This is a genomic window from Bacillus nitratireducens, assembly GCF_036320425.1.
Lineage (GTDB): Bacteria > Bacillota > Bacilli > Bacillales > Bacillaceae_G > Bacillus_A > Bacillus_A nitratireducens.
In genome coordinates, this window is record NZ_JAUMJO010000003.1 from 297285 (window position 1) to 316706 (window position 19422).

At 36.4% G+C, this 19422-nt stretch carries 24 protein-coding genes and 2 other annotated features; of the genes, 14 read left to right on the forward strand and 10 right to left on the reverse strand.

Features of this window, described 5'->3' with window-relative positions:
- The first annotated feature begins 23 nt into the window (after window positions 1-23).
- Window positions 24-1109: a M42 family metallopeptidase gene (locus Q3V31_RS13450; protein WP_000163562.1), complete on the forward strand. Its 1086-nt coding sequence runs from the start codon at window positions 24-26 to the stop codon at window positions 1107-1109.
- A 41-nt stretch (window positions 1110-1150) separates the two neighbouring features.
- On the opposite strand, the gene Q3V31_RS13455 is transcribed toward Q3V31_RS13450, so the two are convergent.
- A complete protein-coding gene (locus tag Q3V31_RS13455; protein ID WP_000023662.1) occupies window positions 1151-1768 on the reverse strand; it encodes a TetR/AcrR family transcriptional regulator in 618 nt (205 codons plus the stop codon).
- A gap of 295 nt (window positions 1769-2063) precedes the next feature.
- Between Q3V31_RS13455 and Q3V31_RS13460 the strand changes: the two genes are divergently transcribed.
- Together Q3V31_RS13460 and Q3V31_RS13465 are read left to right on the forward strand one after the other, a co-directional pair.
- Window positions 2064-2717 (forward strand): HlyD family secretion protein, encoded by a 654-nt coding sequence (locus Q3V31_RS13460; RefSeq protein WP_001071405.1) that lies wholly within the window; start codon window positions 2064-2066, stop codon window positions 2715-2717.
- Window positions 2718-2729: 12 nt separating this feature from the next.
- Complete coding sequence (locus tag Q3V31_RS13465; RefSeq protein ID WP_000094775.1) at window positions 2730-4514, forward strand: DHA2 family efflux MFS transporter permease subunit; 1785 nt, start codon at window positions 2730-2732, stop codon at window positions 4512-4514.
- A 21-nt stretch (window positions 4515-4535) separates the two neighbouring features.
- Here the strand turns inward: Q3V31_RS13465 and Q3V31_RS13470 are convergent, their stop codons facing one another.
- The 5 genes from Q3V31_RS13470 to sspI form a co-directional block, all read right to left on the reverse strand.
- Window positions 4536-4898 (reverse strand): hypothetical protein, encoded by a 363-nt coding sequence (locus Q3V31_RS13470; protein WP_000454109.1) that lies wholly within the window; start codon window positions 4896-4898, stop codon window positions 4536-4538.
- A 13-nt stretch (window positions 4899-4911) separates the two neighbouring features.
- Window positions 4912-5259, reverse strand: a complete 348-nt coding sequence (locus Q3V31_RS13475; RefSeq protein WP_016130315.1) for a hypothetical protein — start codon at window positions 5257-5259, stop codon at window positions 4912-4914.
- A 233-nt stretch (window positions 5260-5492) separates the two neighbouring features.
- Window positions 5493-6206 carry a CPBP family intramembrane glutamic endopeptidase gene (locus tag Q3V31_RS13480; protein ID WP_001182102.1) on the reverse strand — a complete coding sequence of 238 codons (714 nt, stop codon included), beginning with the start codon at window positions 6204-6206 and terminating at the stop codon, window positions 5493-5495.
- 162 nt (window positions 6207-6368) lie between these two features.
- Entirely contained in the window at window positions 6369-6926 is a 558-nt protein-coding gene (locus tag Q3V31_RS13485; RefSeq protein WP_000554802.1) for an HD domain-containing protein, read from the reverse strand.
- A gap of 174 nt (window positions 6927-7100) precedes the next feature.
- A complete protein-coding gene (sspI, locus tag Q3V31_RS13490; RefSeq protein WP_000009515.1) occupies window positions 7101-7310 on the reverse strand; it encodes a small acid-soluble spore protein SspI in 210 nt (69 codons plus the stop codon).
- Window positions 7311-7392: 82 nt separating this feature from the next.
- Here sspI and Q3V31_RS13495 point away from each other — a divergent pair, with 82 nt between their 5' ends.
- The 6 genes from Q3V31_RS13495 (at window position 7393) to Q3V31_RS13525 (ending at window position 14104) form a co-directional block, all read left to right on the forward strand.
- Window positions 7393-8190 (forward strand): TrmH family RNA methyltransferase, encoded by a 798-nt coding sequence (locus Q3V31_RS13495; protein WP_002077446.1) that lies wholly within the window; start codon window positions 7393-7395, stop codon window positions 8188-8190.
- Between the two features lie 62 nt (window positions 8191-8252).
- Window positions 8253-8481 (forward strand) — a binding site (T-box leader).
- Between the two features lie 43 nt (window positions 8482-8524).
- Entirely contained in the window at window positions 8525-9559 is a 1035-nt protein-coding gene (gene pheS / locus Q3V31_RS13500; RefSeq protein WP_000388217.1) for a phenylalanine--tRNA ligase subunit alpha, read from the forward strand.
- Window positions 9560-9577: 18 nt separating this feature from the next.
- On the forward strand, window positions 9578-11998 hold the full coding sequence (pheT, locus tag Q3V31_RS13505) for a phenylalanine--tRNA ligase subunit beta (RefSeq protein ID WP_000498171.1): 2421 nt from the start codon (window positions 9578-9580) through the stop codon (window positions 11996-11998).
- Between the two features lie 343 nt (window positions 11999-12341).
- Window positions 12342-13583 carry a hypothetical protein gene (locus tag Q3V31_RS13515; protein ID WP_329765419.1) on the forward strand — a complete coding sequence of 414 codons (1242 nt, stop codon included), beginning with the start codon at window positions 12342-12344 and terminating at the stop codon, window positions 13581-13583.
- Window positions 13584-13602: 19 nt separating this feature from the next.
- Window positions 13603-13902, forward strand: coding sequence for a hypothetical protein (locus Q3V31_RS13520; protein WP_000800687.1), 300 nt, complete (start codon window positions 13603-13605; stop codon window positions 13900-13902).
- A 49-nt stretch (window positions 13903-13951) separates the two neighbouring features.
- Window positions 13952-14104, forward strand: coding sequence for a hypothetical protein (locus Q3V31_RS13525; RefSeq protein ID WP_165444499.1), 153 nt, complete (start codon window positions 13952-13954; stop codon window positions 14102-14104).
- A gap of 110 nt (window positions 14105-14214) precedes the next feature.
- On the opposite strand, the gene Q3V31_RS13530 is transcribed toward Q3V31_RS13525, so the two are convergent.
- Window positions 14215-14526, reverse strand: a complete 312-nt coding sequence (locus tag Q3V31_RS13530; RefSeq protein WP_000167951.1) for a hypothetical protein — start codon at window positions 14524-14526, stop codon at window positions 14215-14217.
- Window positions 14527-14588: 62 nt separating this feature from the next.
- Here Q3V31_RS13530 and Q3V31_RS13535 point away from each other — a divergent pair, with 62 nt between their 5' ends.
- The 3 genes from Q3V31_RS13535 (at window position 14589) to Q3V31_RS13545 (ending at window position 16811) form a co-directional block, all read left to right on the forward strand.
- A complete protein-coding gene (locus Q3V31_RS13535; protein ID WP_000099003.1) occupies window positions 14589-14756 on the forward strand; it encodes a hypothetical protein in 168 nt (55 codons plus the stop codon).
- Between the two features lie 132 nt (window positions 14757-14888).
- Window positions 14889-15140: a binding site (T-box leader), on the forward strand.
- Between the two features lie 53 nt (window positions 15141-15193).
- On the forward strand, window positions 15194-16585 hold the full coding sequence (asnS, locus tag Q3V31_RS13540; protein WP_000432179.1) for an asparagine--tRNA ligase: 1392 nt from the start codon (window positions 15194-15196) through the stop codon (window positions 16583-16585).
- Window positions 16586-16676: 91 nt separating this feature from the next.
- Window positions 16677-16811, forward strand: coding sequence for a YuzL family protein (locus tag Q3V31_RS13545; protein ID WP_000015593.1), 135 nt, complete (start codon window positions 16677-16679; stop codon window positions 16809-16811).
- Window positions 16812-16853: 42 nt separating this feature from the next.
- On the opposite strand, the gene Q3V31_RS13550 is transcribed toward Q3V31_RS13545, so the two are convergent.
- The 3 genes from Q3V31_RS13550 to rnhC form a co-directional block, all read right to left on the reverse strand.
- Complete coding sequence (locus Q3V31_RS13550) at window positions 16854-17105, reverse strand: hypothetical protein (protein WP_000994752.1); 252 nt, start codon at window positions 17103-17105, stop codon at window positions 16854-16856.
- A 13-nt stretch (window positions 17106-17118) separates the two neighbouring features.
- The gene (locus Q3V31_RS13555; RefSeq protein ID WP_071735185.1) at window positions 17119-17388 is read right to left on the reverse strand and encodes a hypothetical protein; all 270 of its coding nucleotides are present in this window, start codon (window positions 17386-17388) and stop codon (window positions 17119-17121) included.
- A 117-nt stretch (window positions 17389-17505) separates the two neighbouring features.
- Complete coding sequence (gene rnhC / locus Q3V31_RS13560) at window positions 17506-18441, reverse strand: ribonuclease HIII (RefSeq protein ID WP_071735186.1); 936 nt, start codon at window positions 18439-18441, stop codon at window positions 17506-17508.
- 124 nt (window positions 18442-18565) lie between these two features.
- Between rnhC and zapA the strand changes: the two genes are divergently transcribed.
- Window positions 18566-18835 (forward strand): cell division protein ZapA, encoded by a 270-nt coding sequence (zapA, locus tag Q3V31_RS13565; protein ID WP_329765420.1) that lies wholly within the window; start codon window positions 18566-18568, stop codon window positions 18833-18835.
- A 1-nt stretch (window position 18836) separates the two neighbouring features.
- Entirely contained in the window at window positions 18837-19376 is a 540-nt protein-coding gene (locus Q3V31_RS13570) for a CvpA family protein (protein WP_000565410.1), read from the forward strand.
- Window positions 19377-19422 lie beyond the last annotated feature (46 nt).

Below are 19422 nucleotides of genomic sequence, written 5' to 3' on the forward strand. Positions count from 1 at the left end.
GAAGAAAAAGGAGGGTGTTGGCAATGACAAAATTAGACGCGACATTGACAATGCTAAAAGAATTAACAGACGCACGAGGTATTGCGGGTAATGAGCGCGAACCACGTGAAGTAATGAAGAAATATATTGAGCCGTTTGCAGATGAACTTTCTACTGATAATTTAGGAAGTTTAGTTGCGAAAAAAGTTGGGGAAGAAAACGGCCCGAAAATTATGGTTGCAGGTCATTTAGATGAAGTTGGCTTTATGCTTACGCAAATTGATGACAAAGGCTTCCTTCGTTTCCAAACGGTTGGTGGCTGGTGGTCGCAAGTTATGCTGGCACAGCGCGTAACAATTGTAACGCGTAAAGGAGATATAACAGGTGTGATTGGTTCGAAACCACCGCATATTTTACCTCCAGAAGCTCGTAAAAAGCCAGTTGACATTAAAGACATGTTCATCGATATTGGTGCTTCTAGCCAAGAAGAGGCAATGGAGTGGGGCGTAAGACCAGGAGATCAGGTTGTACCTTACTTTGAATTCCAAGTAATGAAGAATGAAAAGATGTTACTTGCAAAAGCATGGGATAACCGAATTGGTTGTGCAATTGCAATTGACGTATTAAAACAATTAAAAGATGAAAAACATCCAAACGTTGTATACGGCGTTGGGACTGTACAAGAAGAAGTTGGTCTTCGTGGTGCGAAAACATCTGCGAATTATATCAAACCAGATATCGCGTTCGCAGTAGATGTTGGTATCGCTGGAGATACACCGGGTGTAACGTCAAAAGAAGCGCAAAGTAAAATGGGCGATGGACCGCAGATCATTTTATATGATGCTTCTGTTATTGGTCATACAGGTTTACGTGACTTTGTAGTTGATGTTGCTGATGAATTACAAATTCCATATCAGTATGATTCTGTAGCCGGCGGGGGAACAGATGCAGGAGCAATTCACATTTCTGTAAACGGTATTCCGTCTATGGCAATTACGATTGCGACACGCTACATTCATTCTCATGCGGCAATGTTACACCGTGATGACTATGAAAATGCAGTAAAGTTAATTGTAGAAGTTATTAAACGTCTTGATAAAGAGGCTGTACATAACATTACATTTAATTAATAGAAAAAAGCGAAGGATAACCTCCTTCGCTTTTTTCATTTTTAAAACGGTCTTTCTAATCCTGCTGCAGTATGGGCTCCTAAAATAATTAAGCGAGTTAATTGCATTGCCATGAAATGTGGGGTATAAATCATGCCTCTTTTTAACCATGACATAATCATTCCGATATGAGCGCCTGTAACATAACTAATAAGAATATCACGAGGGACCATAAGGTCTTCATCATCTGGCTGGGAAATAGATAAGCTTAATGTTAAATGTGTTTGGATTGTTTTCATCATTTTATAAGAATAGTTTCCAGCTGCCTTATCGCCGAGCATAACGTTATAGAAATTAGTATTTTCTGCGATATGCTCAAACAAAGCTAAAAAAGTTGGATGCGGTGAATCAAAAGTGAGCTGAAAATCTTCTTTATTTCGATTTTGTGGTTTAATTACTTCAGCTAATTTTTCTAGCATTTCTTCTATGCTTTTGTCTAATAAATCATATTTATCATGGTAATGGCTATAAAATGTAGCGCGATTTACAGGAGCGCGTTCCGCGATATGTTGCACAGTTACATTTTCAAAGCCCTTTTCGCCTACTAAAGCGACAAAAGCATCCTGTATGAGTTGTCTCGTTCGTTTTACACGTGGATCATTTGTATTTTTAATAGACATTTTACTTCACCTCGTTTAATTTTTTTAACTTAAACAACACATATATAGTGTAATGTTGTTTAAACAACATATAGGTTTAAATTGTTGGTTGTAGATTCGGCATAATTATTTATAATTATAAACGATAGTCCTTCAGAAATCAGCACCGCTCGCAGACAGACGAAATAAGGTTTGTACTGCAAAGGGTGTGATTTTTTTGTTTAAAAGTTAATATAATTAACAATTAAGCAATATAAACAATAAGGATGTAAATAGTTTAGAAAAAAATTATATGCGATATAAGGAGAGGAATGCAATGAATCAGTTTCGAAGAATGGTAATTATCAACATTATCACATTAATTGTATTAGTTGGCGGCGGTATCGGCGGTTATTACTACTACAATCAAGCAGAAAATTATTTAAAAACAGACAATGCAAAAATTGACGGAAAGGTAATTCCGATTGCATCACCAGTAGCAGGTAAGTTAACAGACTGGAAAGCTGAAGTAGGAAAAAACTACAATGAAAACGATAAATTAGGTGCTGTCACTGTAGCAGGAGCAAATGGCGAACAAACAGTAGACGTAACAATTCCGCAAAATGCTACGGTTGTACAATCAAACGCAACAACAAACGCGTTCGTTGGAGCAGGTAGCCCAATTGCATACGCATTTGATATGAGTAATTTATGGGTAACAGCAAACATTGAAGAGACAACTATTGATGATGTTCAAAAAGGTCAAACAGTAGATGTATATGTAGATGCATACCCAGATACAACGTTAACAGGAAAAGTAGAACAAGTTGGATTAACAACAGCGAATACATTCTCGATGTTACCATCAAGTAACGCAACAGCGAACTATACGAAAGTAAAGCAAGTTGTACCAGTTAAAATTTCTTTAGATCATAGTAAATCAGTAAATATTGTTCCTGGAATGAATGTGTCAGTTCGTATTCATAAGTAAGGGGGAGATGAGATGTCCTCAATTGCAATTGTAGGATATGCACTATTTTGTATAATCGTCTTCTTCCTTGTAAATCGTCTTTTACGAAAGAAAAAAACGAATATGGGAGAAGAACAAGTCCCAGCCGTAAGTAAAATAGAGGTAACTAAAGCAGAAACAGAACTTGAACAAAAACAAGAAATAGAAGCTTCTAACGTAGTGGAATTAGAAACAGGGAAGCAAGAGCAAGTAAAGCAAGAAAAAGAAATGCTGAAGAGACAATTGCCGGTAGAGAATGTGAATGTAAAGGCAGTTGTAGCTGTATTAATTCTTGGTATGTTCGTTTCTATTTTAAACCAAACAATCATTAATGTTGCGTTGCCTCCATTAATGAACGAATTTAACGTATCAACTTCAACGGCCCAATGGTTAATTACAGGTTTCATGCTTGTAAACGGAATTTTAGTACCGATTAGTGCCTTTTTAGTTTCGCGATTTACGTATCGTAAATTATTCGTAGCGGCAATGTTATTTTTCACGGTAGGATCTATCATTTGTGCTACATCAGGTAACTTTACAATGATGATGACGGGCCGCATTATTCAAGCGGTTGGTGCAGGTATTTTAATGCCGGTTGGTATGAATATCTTCATGACATTATTCCCGCCTCATAAGCGCGGAGCAGCGATGGGATTACTAGGGGTAGCAATGATTTTAGCGCCAGCTATCGGACCAACTATTACAGGTTGGGTGATTGAAAATTATAGCTGGAACTTAATGTTCTACGGTATGTTTGTGATTGGTTTAATTATTACGTTCTTATCTTTAAAATTCTTCACACTAGCACAGCCGGTGTCTAAAACAAAGTTAGATGTATTTGGTGTTATTAGTTCAAGTATTGGACTAGGAAGCTTATTGTACGGATTTAGTGAAGCTGGAAATAATGGCTGGACTAGTGCAGAAGTTGTTATAACACTTATCATCGGTGTCATTGGTTTAGCAGTATTTATTTGGAGAGAGTTAACAACGGACAATAAAATGCTTGATTTACAAGTGTTTAAATATCCAACGTTCACTTTCACATTAGTAATTAACGCAATCGTAACGATGGCATTATTCGGAGGTATGTTATTACTTCCAGTATATTTGCAAAATATTCGCGGCTTTACGCCAATGGAATCTGGTCTACTACTCCTTCCGGGATCATTAATTATGGGGATTATGGGACCAGTTGCAGGTAAACTATTTGATAAGTATGGTATTCGTCCGTTAGCAATTGTCGGATTAGCCATTACAACATTTGCGACATATAAATTTACAACGTTATCAATGGATACACCGTATAGCGTTATTATGACGGATTATATTATACGTTCAATTGGTATGTCATTCATTATGATGCCAATTATGACAGCTGGTATGAACGCGTTACCGATGAAATTAATTTCTCACGGTACAGCAACGCAAAATACGTCAAGACAAGTAGCTGGTTCAATTGGAACGGCGATATTAATTACGCTTATGACGCAACAAACTACTGCTCACGTAGCGGATTATGGCAATATGTTAACAACGTCAAACCCGATTTTAGTTGATAAAGTACACGGTATGGGCCAAAGCTTAGCGGCATTAGCCGGATCAGCTCAAGCAGGAGATGCGATGAGCACGCAACTATTATTCGGACAAATTTCTAAGCTATCTGCGATTAATGGCATTAACGATGCCTTCTTAATTGCAACAATATTAGCCGGTATTGCTTGGGTGTTATCGTTCTTCTTACCATCAGGCAATAAACCAAATAGAAAAGCAGGGAATTAATTTCCCTGCTTTTTTATGTTTTTATGTAGTTAAATATAAAAGATGATAAGCAGTCAAAGAGCATAATCCCGTTATAAACAAAATTATCCCCATAGAACGAATATGTGTGAATTGTCTCCCGCTTATAATAGCTAATAGTCCGGCTAAAGGGAAGAAGCTCCAATATAAAGTTCCTGAAATTGGGAGCATCCGCTCTAAATCTATTCCATAGCCTATACAAATGATAGGAACAACGATAAGCGATATGCTAATCAATCCCGCTATAAAGGTAAGTAATTTTCGGTATTTAATTCCGGCAGCAATTAAAAAAATGCCCACGATGACTTCACATAGCATCAAAATAGGGCCTAAGATAATCCAAACTAACAATCCGGTAACTTCCATGTGTAATAACTCCTTAATGAATGAAATATGAATCAGGCATAGACATGAGCTGATAACAAATAGCTGCGAACAGTCCTAACGAGAAAATAATGAATCCCATATTACGTATACTTTTAATTTTTGAACGTGCCCCATTAATCCCTGCTAATAAACCAGCTAGAGAGAAAAGCATCCAATATAGAACCGCTGGAATATGAAGAACATCCTCTCCGTTTATACCTTTGTTCAAACAAATAAAAGGCATTATAACGAATGAGCAGCAAATAATCCCCATTAAAATAGCAAGGAATTTACGATGAATAATTCCGGTTACCACTAAAAAAATACCACCAGCAATTCCGCACAACATGAGAAGTGGCATAAAAAGCATCCAAATATTACTTAATTAACATAGGTAAACGCCTTTATGTTAATTAAGTAATATTTTACTACATGAGGTTTATTTTGGATATTGTAAATAAATATGAATAATTTGATAGGAATGTATGGATGATATGTTATTGGCTCTTAGAAAAGCTAGGGGATAGTGTGACGGGAGAAGCGTTTGAAGTTGTTATAAAAGAGTAAAAGAGGTATCGGGATGATACCTCTTTTTTACGTTGAAAAGGCGATTATATTAGTCAAAATATGTAATAGTATAGCGGGAATAATAGATTTAGTTTGTTTGTACAATAAACAAGCAAATATTCCCGTCATAAATGCGCTAATCATAACTCCCACAGAGTACGTATGAGCAATACCGAAAATTAAACTTGAGAGAATTACAGCTGGCCAAAAGGTAAACTTCTCTTCGAAAAAACGAAGAAGAATACCTCTGCATACAAGCTCTTCAAAAATAGGTGCAAAAATCCCACCAGCTAGAAGTAAGAGAAGTGGATAGTGCTCTAGTGTTGAAAGTTGTAATGCATCAGACTGTTCTTGTACGGATGAAGGGAATAATTTATCTAGTACAAACATATCTACAAACAGGGTGAGTACATAATAAATGAGAACATAGATGTACATCTGAAAAGATTTTAAAACTCGAAAATCGAATGTAGGTAATACTAGTTCTTTCAGTGGTTTATATTTCATGATATATACGATTAGTAAAAGTAGGGCAACTAATTCATAACTTACATTTTTTATAGATTCAAGCAAAGGTTTATTTGTATCTGGGTTAATATATCCATATAACTCAATAGGTAAAAATGTAAAGAGTATATTTATTAATGAGAGACACGGAAAGAGAATGAATAAAACTCCAAGAAATTGTAACCATGACATAGAGTTTTTCTGTTCGTGTGGAATTTGTGTAGCGGGTTGCATATGTTCAAATCACCTCTTTATATTTATATATAAAATTATAGTTGATTTGAATTTGGAATGTTACGTTTAAATATTACATACAAGATTCGAATTTGAAATATTCCGTTTGTTTTTTAGGGGGAAATAATAAAAGAGGTATCACTCTGTAGTGATGCCTCTTTCTCATTGATAACTATGTTTTGCCTTGCTATTCGATTTCGATTGCTCTATTTGCAATTCACGCTCTACCAATCGGTCTAATTGTTGGATAGCTTTCAATGCTTTTTCATAAGAAATCGTTCTATAATGATGTGCGCCACCCGGTTCCTCATCGGCTTCATCCGCCCACTTAATAACGTTTTGTAGAGGTGTTCTTTCAAGCGTTTGTTCTAGTAGGAAAGAATCGGTGTGCAGAAGAATTGCAACAGAAATTTCTTTTGCTAGTTTCGGATGTTCTCCTAATCTAATAAGCAATTTATGAGCTCTTTCTGCTCCTTTAATTGCATGTATATCATTCTTTTTATACAAGTCATAGTCCCATTCTCCCTCGCTGTACCATGTGTGGTGTCCGATATCATGAAGGAAACCAGCCTTTGTCGCAGCATCGACTGAGGCGTGATGCTTTTTAGCTAGGTGAAACGCATGGTAAGCGACAGCAATCGCGTGGACCATTCCAGAACGGTTTACATATTTTTGTGTAATGTGATGTTTAAAAACTTGTTCAAGCGTAATACGGTGCATAAAACATTCACTCCTTTTATCTAATGGTGTATATGAAGAAAATCGATCGGTTTAAATGTATTTTGAACATTGTACTCCATCAATCAGCGTTAGTAAAGTAGAAATGTTTAGGAGAAGAAAAAAATTTTCGTAAAAAAATCACCTCGGCTTATGCTAAGGTGATTTTCAAATTGCTTATTTTTTTAATCCTTGCTCCAGTGTTTCTAACATTTCGTGTTTTTCATTTTCATCAGCATTTTTCCAAATGACTTCGAATAAAACGCCAAGACCTGGAAGCATTTTTTCTTCACCGCTTTGAATTGCATCGACAATCGTTTCTTGTAATTGGTCTTGTGAATTCCCAGTTACATTCGCTAATACAGCGCCGCGTAAATTAAAACTCATGATTTTCACCTCTTCTTCAGAATTGAAACTGACGTTAGTTTTTGTTCTTTTTTATGTAAATATGTATGAAAAATAGGCTATAATGATAAGACAAGAAGAGAGGGAAATACATATTATGAAAAACATTGATTCAGTACAAAATCCGCGTGTGAAGCAGTGGAAAAAGCTGCAGACGAAAAAAGAGCGCGATAAAAAAGGTTTATTTTTTGTAGAAGGATTCCATTTAGTAGAGGAAGCTTTAAAGGCGGGAGTTGTAACAGAACTTATCGTTTCTGATCAGACAGATCTTCCGAAAGATTGGACAGTTAATGATGTGGAAATGTATATTGTGCCTGAAGCAATTGTAAAAATACTTCGTGAAACAGAAACAACGCAAGGTGTATTTGCTGTTTGTGAAAAGCATGAGAAAGAAGTAGCTCTTACTGATGGGAAGTTTCTTTTATTAGACGGCCTTCAAGACCCAGGTAATTTAGGAACGATCATTCGTACAGCTGATGCAGCTGGTATTCATGCCGTTGTGCTTGGAGAAGGATGCGTTGATGTTTATAATAGTAAAGTACTCCGCTCTACACAAGGTTCTATTTTCCGCTTACCAATTGTAAAAGGGAACTTAGAAGAATGGGTAGACAAGTTAAAAGAAAATAACGTCCCTGTATATGGAACAGCTCTTGAAAATGGAGTTCCGTATGGTGAAGTAACACCGGCCGGAAGTTTTGCATTAATTGTAGGAAATGAAGGAAGCGGCGTACGCCAAGAAATTCTTGCGAAAACGGATCAAAACTTGTATATTCCAATTTATGGCGGGGCAGAATCATTAAATGTTGCAGTTGCAGCAGGGATTTTAACGTATTATTTACAAAGCCCGGTTGCGAACAAATAAAAAACTTCTTATAATAAGTTGAAGTATATGTTTGTAATGAACATACAATAAAAGTTAAATAACGAAAAACGTTGATAGAGAAGAGTAGCTTACAAAATCGCCATATAGGGAGAGAGTGCCATAGACTGAAAGCATTCTTATGGTAGACGGAAGTGAATTCACCTCTGGAGTTGACGCCAGGACCATTTATATGTAAAGGCGTTCCGGTCAGAATTGATCGTTATAACTAATGAGTGGGCAGACTTGTTCTGTCAATTTAGGGTGGTACCGCGAATTTACCTCGTCCCTTTTTGGGAGCGGGGTTTTTTTATTTTTAAAATTAGGAGGGTTCCAAATGGAAGCACGTTTAAAAGAGCTAAAGCAAAAAGCGTTAGAGCTTATTGAAGAAGCGAAAGAGCTAAAAGGCTTAAACGATGTACGCGTAGCGTATTTAGGGAAGAAAGGCCCAATTACAGAAGTATTACGCGGCATGGGAAAATTATCAGCAGAAGAGCGTCCACGTATGGGAGCATTAGTAAATGAAGTACGTGAAGCGATTCAAACGCGTCTAGACGACAAAATTGGTAACTTAGAAAAAGCAGTGATTGAAGCGAAATTGGCTACTGAAACAATTGATGTTACACTACCAGGTCGTCCTGTTGAGACAGGTTGTCACCATCCGTTAACAGCTGTTGTTGAACAAATTGAAGATGTATTTATCGGTATGGGTTATGAAGTAGCTGAAGGAACAGAAGTAGAAAAAGACTACTACAACTTCGAAGCATTAAACTTACCGAAAGATCATCCAGCGCGTGATATGCAAGATACATTCTACATTACAGAAGAAACGTTACTACGTACACATACATCTTCTGTGCAAGCACGTACGATGGAAAATAATAAAGAAAAAGGCCCGATTAAAATTATTTGTCCTGGTAAAGTGTATCGCCGCGATGACGATGATGCGACGCATTCACACCAGTTCATGCAAATTGAAGGTCTTGTAATTGATAAAAACATTCGTATGAGTGATTTAAAAGGTACACTGCAAGTATTCGTGAAAAAAATGTTCGGTGAAGACCGTGAAATCCGTCTTCGTCCAAGTTTCTTCCCATTCACAGAGCCATCTGTAGAGATGGATATTTCTTGTATGATGTGTCACGGCAAAGGTTGCGGCACTTGTAAAGGAACTGGCTGGATCGAAATTTTAGGCGCAGGTATGGTTCATCCGAACGTACTTGAAATGGCTGGTTATGATTCAAAAGAATATCAAGGTTTCGCATTCGGTATGGGCGCAGAGCGTATCGCAATGTTGAAATACGGCGTAGATGACATTCGTCATTTCTATACAAATGATGTACGTTTCTTACAACAATTCAAACGAGCGTAAGGGAAGGAGAGGATAAATATGTTCGTATCATATCGTTGGTTACAAGAGTATGTAGATATTAAAGATGTAACAGCACAAGAACTAGCAGACAAAATCACGAAAAGTGGTATTGAAGTAGAGGGTGTTGAAGTATTAAATAAAGGTGTAAAAGGTGTTGTAGTTGGTCACGTATTAGAATGTGAAAAACACCCAGAAGCTGATAAATTAAGCAAATGCTTAATTGATATCGGTGAAGAAGAGCCAGTACAAATTATTTGTGGTGCTGCTAATATTGCAAAAGGTTTAAAAGTACCAGTTGCAAAAGTTGGCGCTGTACTTCCTGGTAACTTCAAGATTAAAAAAGCAAAACTACGCGGTGAAGCTTCTCACGGTATGGTTTGTGCGCTTCAAGAGCTTGGTATTGATGGAAAGTTAGTTTCAAAAGAATATGCAGATGGTATCTTCATCTTCCCAAGTGACGCTGAAGTTGGTGCAGATGCACTTGAAATTTTAAACTTACACGATGAAGTACTTGAGCTTGGTTTAACACCAAACCGTGCAGATTGCTTAAACATGTTAGGTGTTGCATATGAAGTAGCTGCTATTTACGGCCGTGAAGTAAAACTTCCAGCTATCGACTTACAAGAAACAGCAGAAAAAACTTCTGATTACATTTCTGTAAGTGTAGAAGCGAAAGAAGAAAACCCATTATATATTGCAAAAATGGTTAAAAACGTAAAGATTGGTCCATCACCAATCTGGATGCAAACTCGTCTTATGGCAGCTGGCATTCGTCCAATTAGCAATGTAGTTGATATTACAAACTACATTTTAATGGAATACGGTCAACCGTTACATGCATTTGATTACGATAAATTAGGTTCAAAAGAAATCGTTGTTCGTCTTGCAAAAGAAGGCGAAAAAATTGAAACGTTAGATGATCAAGAACGTACATTACAAAGCCACCACCTTGTAATTACAAACGGCACAAAAGCTTTAGCTGTTGCTGGTGTAATGGGCGGAGCTGATTCTGAAGTTACAAATGACACAGTAAACGTTCTAATCGAGTCTGCATACTTTGCAGGACAAACTGTGCGCCGTACATCAAAAGATTTAGGTCTTCGTAGTGAATCAAGTGCACGTTTCGAAAAAGGGATCGACCCAACACGCACATTTGAAGCGATTCAACATGCAGCTGCTTTAATGGCAAAATACGCTGGCGGTGAAGCACTTGAAGGTGTAGTAGAAGCTGATAACTTACAAGTACAAGAGCGTACAGTATCTGTTACTGCTGAAAAAGTAAACCGTGTATTAGGTACAGATATTTCTGCAAGTGAAATGGGTACAATGTTCACAAACTTAAAATTCCCATTCACAGAAGTTGAAGGAACATTCCATGTAAATGTACCAGCACGTCGACCTGACATTACAATTTCAGAAGACTTAGTAGAAGAAGTGGGTCGTCTATACGGTTATGACCACATTCCAGTTACATTACCTTCTGGAACGATGACACGTGGTAAATTAACATCGGCACAAACGAAACGTCGTAAAGTACGCCGCTTCTTAGAAGGCGCTGGTTTATATGAAGCAATCACGTATTCATTAACAAGCGCTGACAAAGCGAAACAATATATGGTTGAGCCAAACGAAAAAGCTCCTGTAAATCTTGCACTTCCAATGAGCGAAGAGCGTAGCCAACTTCGTTTAAGCTTAGTGCCACAATTGTTAGAAGCAGTTTCATACAATGTTGCACGTAAAAACGATAGCGTTGCTTTATACGAAGTAGGTTCTGTCTTCTTACCAACAGAAGCAGGAGAACTTCCGAAAGAAGAACAACATCTTGCAGGTGTTATGACAGGTCTGGCTCTTCACCATGCATGGCAAGGTGAGAAGAAAGTTGTAGACTTCTTCGTTGTGAAAGGTGTGCTAGAAGGATTATTCGACGTACTAGGCGTTGCCAACCAAATCACATATGCACCAGCAAAACGTGAAGGTATGCACCCAGGTCGTACAGCTGACATCGTATTAGATGGCGAAGTAATCGGATTCATCGGTCAATTGCACCCAGAAACCGAAAAACAAATAGATGTGAAAAATACATTCGTATTCGAACTATCTCTTGTAAAAGTATTCGGTGCAGACGCAGAGGAAACTTACTACTCAGCAATTCCACGTTTCCCATCTATGACACGTGACATGGCTGTTGTCGTAACAACAGAAACAAAAGCTGGTGAAATGAAGCAAGTCATTGCTGAAGCTGGCGGAGAACTTCTGAAAGACGTAACACTATTTGACTTATACGAAGGTGAAAAAATGGAAGAAGGCAAGAAATCACTTGCATTCTCTATGACCTACTTCGATGCAGAACGTACGTTAACAGACGAAGAAGTAACAGAAGCACATAACCGTGTATTAACAACGGTAGAAGAGAAATTTGGTGCGGAGTTACGTAAGTAATTAAAAAATGCCGGATTTAAAAATAAAAAACACATAGTTAATTACTATGTGTTTTTTATTTTGGGTCATCTAATCTCTAAGCCATGACTGAATAGTTTCGAGTTTTATTTATTGTGACATGAAATTTTTTATTTTTATCATTTTTAGTATGACCTTCGATATCGATAAAACCTTCACGCATCATGTGTTGTATTTCTATTATGGATTATATATGCGGTACATGTTATTAGTAGAATTAAAATAGTTAAAATTATAATATTTCTCTTTTTTGTTTTAGTCACTATTTTCCCTCCTGAAATAAGTTATATAATTAATAGATATAATGTATAAGGGGATGAAAGTCATGACTAGTTCTGTTACAGATAAAACTCTTGCTCATTTAGCAGATAGTAGTTATCGTGATGCTTCTAATGAACGTGTAAAGATTGGAAACCATGTAGAAGTTTGGAGACCTGTAAATATTAAGGGTGCAATTTTACACGATGAGAAAAATAGTTTTGATGCTACTGTTTATAAAAATGAAGAAACAAAACAAATTGTAATCGCTTTTAGAGGTTCTCAAGAAGGCCCTGATTTTTATGATGCAGATCTTTTAGACGTTGTTGGTAATCGTTTAAGAAAAAACCAAGATAGCCTAGATCAATTGAATAAATTGGATACGTCTTCTCTTCCTTTAACGTATCAAGCAAATTTTGCTCTGGCAAAAGAAAGGGCACAACAAGTAATTGCGGAAAATCAATTTACTTATGCTGATGATTTAGTGAAGAAAGTTAAAAATCAAATAGCTGGTGAAAAAGAATTTGAAGGTTATAAATTAACTTTAACAGGCCATTCTTTGGGTGGCGGTTTATCAGAATATACAGGTGTTATGAATGATATTAATGCTGTAAGTTATGAAGCACCAAATGTAATTGATCTGTTACCTAAGGATAAGAAAGAAAAAGCTTTACGTGGTGATTATAAGAACCAAATTACAAGTGTGGGAGATCCCTATGATACTGTATTTACAGGGTTTAAAGGGAATGATAATGATAAAAGAGGTAGGATAGGACATGTGTATCATACAAATGATACAGGTGTACAAAATAATGATATAGTTCAAGAAACAAGTAGTATGTTTACTTTTCTTTTGAAACCTTCATTTTTTGTTTATAACGCATTAAGAGGTATTGCATCGTTCGTTGGTGGTCCGCTACCAAAATATCATAGTATGGATCGTTATATGTTTGATAAATATGGCCACTTTAATATGGAGAATATATTTGATGGAGAAACTGGAGAACGGATTTTGGGTTCACCTCGTGCAGGTGAAATAACAATTCGTTTATTAGTGGAAGAGGTTAAGCAAATTGCTAAGGATTTAAAAAGAGAAATTGATGACATTAATCAAAAGTTGGTACAAACGAGTAACAAAATTATTAATATATTACATCAATCGCCGGCTAGCGTAGATGGGAATCTGATTAATACAATTACATATGGCGTATATGGGTTTCAAAGGGGATATATGGAGCGTATTCGTTCAGAAGCCGATTTTATTGAACAACAAGCCGATAAATTTAAAAATGTGGATGAGCAAGGTTAAGTGGGGATGGGGGATTTTTGTGAAAAATTATGATGTTATTGGACATGCTATCGATGTAGTAGGCGCAAAAAATGATTTAGAATCATGTATTTTAGATTTAGAGAATCATAGAAAAAACGTAAGTTCAATTAAGATATTATTAGAACATAGTTGGCAAGGGAATACAGCAAAAGAAATTGAAAGAAGATTAAGTGAAGTAGACAAAGAACTAGTCTATAGAATTGATGAATTTAGAAAAATACAAGGTGATTTAGAGAGGTATAGAAAAGCAGTGGAAAGTTTCGCGAATCACTTTATGATGATGGGTCCAAAATATTAAATTAGTTAAATGGGGGACAATTATTATTATGTTCATAGGGTGGGAGTGGTTGCCGAAAAAATGGGGGAAAAGAAAAGTCGCAGAAAAGTTTCTGCAAGCAAAATTTGCTGATGAAGGTAAAGGGATTTTAATTATTACTTATGCTATAGATCTATATGTTATATCTATTCCTTTACAAGTAAAAAAATATAATTCACTTTAATTTTGAAGAAAGCTAATATCTTATAAGGTATTGGCTTTTCAGAGTGTTGGAAGTCCTAAAGGGTTTCTCAACACTCTGAAAGAACACATAGTTAATTACTGTGTGTTCTTTTATTTTAGGTCATCTAATCCCCAACCCATGACTGAATAATTTTGAGTTTTATTTATTGTGACATGAAACTTTCTATTTTTATCATTTTTAGTATGACCTTTGATATCGATAAAACCTTCACGCATCATGTGTTGAATTTCAACTTTAGTAACTGTTACATCAATATTTTCCTCTGTTTTCATATGTTTTATTGCAACTTCAGCAGCTCTTTCTTTTGTTGTATTTCTATTATGGATTATATATGCGGTACATGTTATTAGTAGAATTAAAATAGTTAAAATTATAATATTTCTCTTTTTTGTTTTAGTCACTATTTTCCCTCCTAAAAAAAGCTATATAATTAATATATATGATTTATGGGGAGATGGGAATAATGAGTAGTTCTATTACAGATAAAACGCTAGCTGCATTAGCAAAAAAGAGTTATGTCAATGATAATGAACCAGGGATTTTAGAGATTGGAGATCATGAAGAAGAAAGATATAGAAAAATAGTGGCAGGTTTTGTAAATCACTTTATGATGATGAGGCCAAAATATTAGATTTGTTAAATAGAGGGTATTTTTACAGGGATGATTGTTGAATCGACTATATATTCGAAATTTCGCCTATGTATATCAAGGCATCTTGCATCTTTCTCTCGAATGTAGTACATTAATTTTAGTTTAACAAAATGAAAGACGATGATAAGGAAAAGTAGTATATACTATAATCCAAAGCGAGTCAGGGACGGTGAGAGCCTGATGAGGCGGTATATGTGAAGAACACCTTGGAGTTGCTAACCGAAATTGAAGCTTGTATTCAAGAGTAGACTTAGACGGGAATCCGGCCTGTTACAAACCGGGAAGTATGTATTACATACGAGTTAAAGTTGGTCTTTATGACAAATTGGGTGGTACCGCGAAGTTTAACCTTTCGTCCCTTTATGGATGAAAGGTTTTTTTGTATTTAAATATAATCAGCAAAGGAGAATTTCACTATGGAAAACACATTAGTAAAAAGTCTGTATAGAGATACAGAAAAGTATGCAGATCAAACAGTACAAGTATCAGGGTGGATTCGTAACTTACGTGATTCAAAAGCTTTTGGTTTCATCGAATTAAACGACGGTAGCTTCTTCAAAAGTGTTCAAATCGTTTTTGATACAGAATTAGAGAACTTCAAAGAAATTGCAAAGCTTCCACTTAGCTCTTCAGTTAAAGTAGAAGGTAAAGTAATTGCAACGCCTGGAGCGAAGCAACCATTTGAAATTAAAGCAGAAAAAATTGATATCGAGGGCTTATCAGATTCTGATTACCCACTTCAAAAGAAGCGTCATACGTTTGAATACTTACGTACAATCGCTCACTTACGTCCAAGAACAAATGCATTCTCTGCAACGTTCCGTGTACGTTCTATCGCAGCATTTGCGATTCACCAGTTCTTCCAAGAGCGTGGATTCGTACATGTTCACACACCAATCATCACTGGTAGTGATACAGAAGGTGCAGGCGAAATGTTCCGTGTAACAACACAAGATTTAAACAACGTACCAAAAGGTGAAGACGGACAAGTTGATGAATCAAAAGACTTCTTCGCTAAAGAAACAAACTTAACAGTAAGTGGACAGCTGAACGCTGAAGCTTATGCATTAGCATTCCGTGATGTTTATACATTTGGACCTACATTCCGTGCGGAAAACTCAAACACAACTCGTCACGCAGCTGAGTTCTGGATGGTTGAGCCTGAGATTGCATTCGCTGAGTTAGGCGATGTAATGGATCTTACAGAAGATATGCTGAAATATGCAATGAAATACGTACTAGAGCATGCACCAGAAGAAATGGACTTCTTCAACAGCTTCGTTGATAAAACAGTTCTAGAGCGCATGAACAACGTGATTAACTCTGACTTCGGTCGTATCACATATACAGAAGCAATTAAAGTACTTCAAGAATCAGGTGCTGACTTCAAATACCCGGTAGAATGGGGTATTGATTTACAAACAGAGCATGAAAGATACTTATCAGAAGAAATCTTCAAACGCCCTGTATTCGTAACAGACTATCCAAAAGACATTAAGGCATTCTACATGCGTATGAACGAAGATGGTAAAACAGTAGCTGCTACTGACCTTCTAGTTCCTGGCATCGGCGAATTAATCGGCGGAAGTCAACGTGAAGAAAGAATGGACGTTTTAGTAGACAGAATTAAAGAACTAGGCATGAACGAAGAGGATTATTGGTGGTACTTAGAACTTAGAAAATACGGCGGTACAAAACACGCTGGATTCGGTCTAGGTTTCGAGCGCTTCCTAATGTACATCACTGGCATGGCTAACATCCGTGACGTAATTCCATTCCCAAGAACTCCAGGTTCTTCTGAATTCTAAAATATAAAAAAGCGAGAGGATTTCCTCTCGCTTTTTATATTGAATAGTTTATTACCTCGTAGCAAAAAGTAATGCGAAGGGGTGAATATAAATGAGTGGAAAAGTGAAAAAAGATCATTCAAGATCAAGCCTAGGTTCTCCAGAAGTAGAAGGACAAGGAACGACGACACATGAAACAGGTTCTCATAAAGTATCTTCATCAAATAAGAAGCAGAAACGAAGCTAACATAAAAAAGGAGAGTCTTGGCGACTCTCCTTTTTTTATGAATTACATCTTATTATCATTAATCTCTTTTGTAATGTTATCTACATCTTTGTCTAATCGATCTAAATAGAAAAACCATAGTAAGCTCATGAGCACGTAATAGATGGCCATCACACCAAGATTATCAGATATATTTTCGAATGTGGATTTAGTAGTGAAAAAAACTCCCCAAATGGTAGAAATGGTAAGGTAAGAAAGTGGGCCCACGAGGTGTACGAAAACATATAATAACTTTTTAACTTTTACAGCGTTCATATGAATTCCCTCCTTATGTAAACAATCTTTTTCTTCTAATCATAAACTCAAGTTCCTCACAGAAGTGTTGTAGTTTTGCTGGATTATGTATTAACAAGCGGGCATCGTGTTTCCCGATAAATCTTCGAATCCGAAAGTTTAATAAGAAAGATCGACCATATCGTTCTATTAAATCGTTGAACGCTGGTTGTTCACTTAGTAGCTGAATGTTTTCTCTAATTTCGAACTGTCTTTCGTGTGGATCGCCTAGTAAGATATTTAGAATCATTTGTAGAAGTAGCAATGGGAATCTCCTCCCGTGTTAGAATAATCTGTATATTATAATTGCAACAAAATTACAAGGACAATAGTAGGTTGAAACAAAAAAACAGGAGTTTGTAGGCTCCTGTTTTTGTCGATACTATTTTAATAAGCGAAACGCCTTCTCCTTATTAGCGAAATGCATTTTCACAAACTCGGGTAATCGTTCTTTACCAAGCTTTTGAATTAATTTAGCAGCGGCGATATCAACTTGTTTACCGGCACCTTTTGGAAGTGGCATACCAGCTTTTTTGCTTAGTTCGTTAAACTGTTTTACGAATGAGTAACGAGCTAAAATAGAAGCTGCGGCTACTGCTAAATGGACGCTTTCACCTTTTGTTGCGAAGTAAACATTTTCACGCTGTACCTGCTTTTGTTTTGCTAAATATTTGTAGTATGTATCAGGTTGTGTGAATTGGTCGATTAAGACGCCTTCAGGTTTTGTAGGTGCAATTTTGGCTAATAAGTTTGTAATGGCTTTATTATGTAGTAAAGCTTTTAACTTACCTTGGTTGTTTCCTTTATCAAATAGCTCGTTATATTTTTCATTATGAAGGACAAGAGAGCTGTAAGGAACAACGTGTAGAAGTTGTTTTGCAATGGCAGTAATTTGATCGTCATTTAAGTTTTTAGAGTCTTTTACACCAAGTTCTTTTAAAAGTGGAATTTGCTTCGCATCCACATATACAGCAACTACTGTCATCGGTCCGAAGAAATCACCAGTACCAACTTCATCTGATCCTACGATAGACATTGTACTGATGGAAGCGGGCGGTGCATAACGGTGTGAATCGACAGATTTTTTTACAGTTGTTTTCGGTGTTTGAGAGACAGTTTGCCAACGAGAAGCTTCTGCTTCAGCGCGTCCACCTTGGAACATTACTTTTCCAGATTTATACGCTGTAATTGTGCAAGATGGCACCTTTGCCATGAAGATTCCGCCTTGTGGAATTTTCGGGCTAAGCGATTGTTTATATTGTTGTTTCATGTCTTCAATTACTGTAGAATTTGTTTGAATTACGATAGAATTTGACATAGTGGTCGCCCCTTTTTTTATATTGTTATTTTTATCATATCGGATTGTTCTTTCTGTTTCCATAATATGATGGTTCATGGTATTATAAACTTTAGGATTCTGTACGTGATTGGAGGCCGGTGAGTTGTCACAACAAAAGGGAAAGAAAAGTCGAATTAATGTAGAAATCTATGGTCAACAATATTCAGTTGTTGGCGATGAAAGTACAAGTCATATCCGCATGGTAGCAGCGATTGTGGATGATAAAATGCGCGAACTCAATGCCAAGAATCCTTCGCTTGACACGAGTAGACTAGCGGTATTGACGGCGGTAAACGTCATACACGATTACATAAAATTAAAAGAAGAACATGAGAGATTGAAAGAAAGTATGACAAAAAAAGGAATGGAATAACATGATTGATATTATTATCATTTTACTGCTTGTTATGGGATTTTTCCTCGGCTTACGCAGAGGGTTTATTCTGCAACTTGTAAAGTTAACAAGCTTTATTATCGCATACCTTGTTGCATACTGGTACTGTAAAGATTTAGCGCCAGCACTTGCGAAATTTATTCCGTATCCATTTGATAAAAACGTATCTGTTCCAGAATGGATTGATGCAAATAATATTGAGACAGTATTTTATCAAGCACTTGCGTTTATCATATTGTTTATTATTACAAAAATTGCACTTTCATTACTTGGTAATTTGTTAAATATGTTTGCAGAAATACCGGTTTTAAAGCAAGTCAATGCGTTTGCGGGGGCAATCCTCGGATTTTTAGAAGTATATATTATTTTGTTTGTTTTAATTATCGTTGGAAACATCCTTCCAATTGAACAAATACAAACACCATTACAAAAATCATCAATTAGCAAAATAATTGTAGACGATACACCGATTCTCTCTGAAAAGGTGAAGGAACTATGGCAGACAGGTAGCAAAGTATAACTTCTCTTTTTTCGGAAAGAGGAGTTTTTTTCTATGAAAGAAAGGC

Excerpts from the sequence above, each read along its gene's own strand:
- Q3V31_RS13450 (WP_000163562.1), top strand. The coding sequence starts at position 24 with ATGACAAAATTAGACGCGACATTGACAATGCTAAAAGAATTAACAGAC.
- Q3V31_RS13455 (WP_000023662.1), bottom strand. The coding sequence starts at position 1,768 with ATGTCTATTAAAAATACAAATGATCCACGTGTAAAACGAACGAGACAA.
- Q3V31_RS13460 (WP_001071405.1), top strand. The coding sequence starts at position 2,064 with ATGAATCAGTTTCGAAGAATGGTAATTATCAACATTATCACATTAATT.
- Q3V31_RS13465 (WP_000094775.1), top strand. The coding sequence starts at position 2,730 with ATGTCCTCAATTGCAATTGTAGGATATGCACTATTTTGTATAATCGTC.
- Q3V31_RS13470 (WP_000454109.1), bottom strand. The coding sequence starts at position 4,898 with ATGGAAGTTACCGGATTGTTAGTTTGGATTATCTTAGGCCCTATTTTG.
- Q3V31_RS13475 (WP_016130315.1), bottom strand. The coding sequence starts at position 5,259 with ATGCCACTTCTCATGTTGTGCGGAATTGCTGGTGGTATTTTTTTAGTG.
- Q3V31_RS13480 (WP_001182102.1), bottom strand. The coding sequence starts at position 6,206 with ATGCAACCCGCTACACAAATTCCACACGAACAGAAAAACTCTATGTCA.
- Q3V31_RS13485 (WP_000554802.1), bottom strand. The coding sequence starts at position 6,926 with ATGCACCGTATTACGCTTGAACAAGTTTTTAAACATCACATTACACAA.
- sspI (WP_000009515.1), bottom strand. The coding sequence starts at position 7,310 with ATGAGTTTTAATTTACGCGGCGCTGTATTAGCGAATGTAACTGGGAAT.
- Q3V31_RS13495 (WP_002077446.1), top strand. The coding sequence starts at position 7,393 with ATGATAAGACAAGAAGAGAGGGAAATACATATTATGAAAAACATTGAT.
- pheS (WP_000388217.1), top strand. The coding sequence starts at position 8,525 with ATGGAAGCACGTTTAAAAGAGCTAAAGCAAAAAGCGTTAGAGCTTATT.
- pheT (WP_000498171.1), top strand. The coding sequence starts at position 9,578 with ATGTTCGTATCATATCGTTGGTTACAAGAGTATGTAGATATTAAAGAT.
- Q3V31_RS13515 (WP_329765419.1), top strand. The coding sequence starts at position 12,342 with ATGACTAGTTCTGTTACAGATAAAACTCTTGCTCATTTAGCAGATAGT.
- Q3V31_RS13535 (WP_000099003.1), top strand. The coding sequence starts at position 14,589 with ATGAGTAGTTCTATTACAGATAAAACGCTAGCTGCATTAGCAAAAAAG.
- asnS (WP_000432179.1), top strand. The coding sequence starts at position 15,194 with ATGGAAAACACATTAGTAAAAAGTCTGTATAGAGATACAGAAAAGTAT.
- Q3V31_RS13545 (WP_000015593.1), top strand. The coding sequence starts at position 16,677 with ATGAGTGGAAAAGTGAAAAAAGATCATTCAAGATCAAGCCTAGGTTCT.
- Q3V31_RS13550 (WP_000994752.1), bottom strand. The coding sequence starts at position 17,105 with ATGAACGCTGTAAAAGTTAAAAAGTTATTATATGTTTTCGTACACCTC.
- rnhC (WP_071735186.1), bottom strand. The coding sequence starts at position 18,441 with ATGTCAAATTCTATCGTAATTCAAACAAATTCTACAGTAATTGAAGAC.
- Q3V31_RS13570 (WP_000565410.1), top strand. The coding sequence starts at position 18,837 with ATGATTGATATTATTATCATTTTACTGCTTGTTATGGGATTTTTCCTC.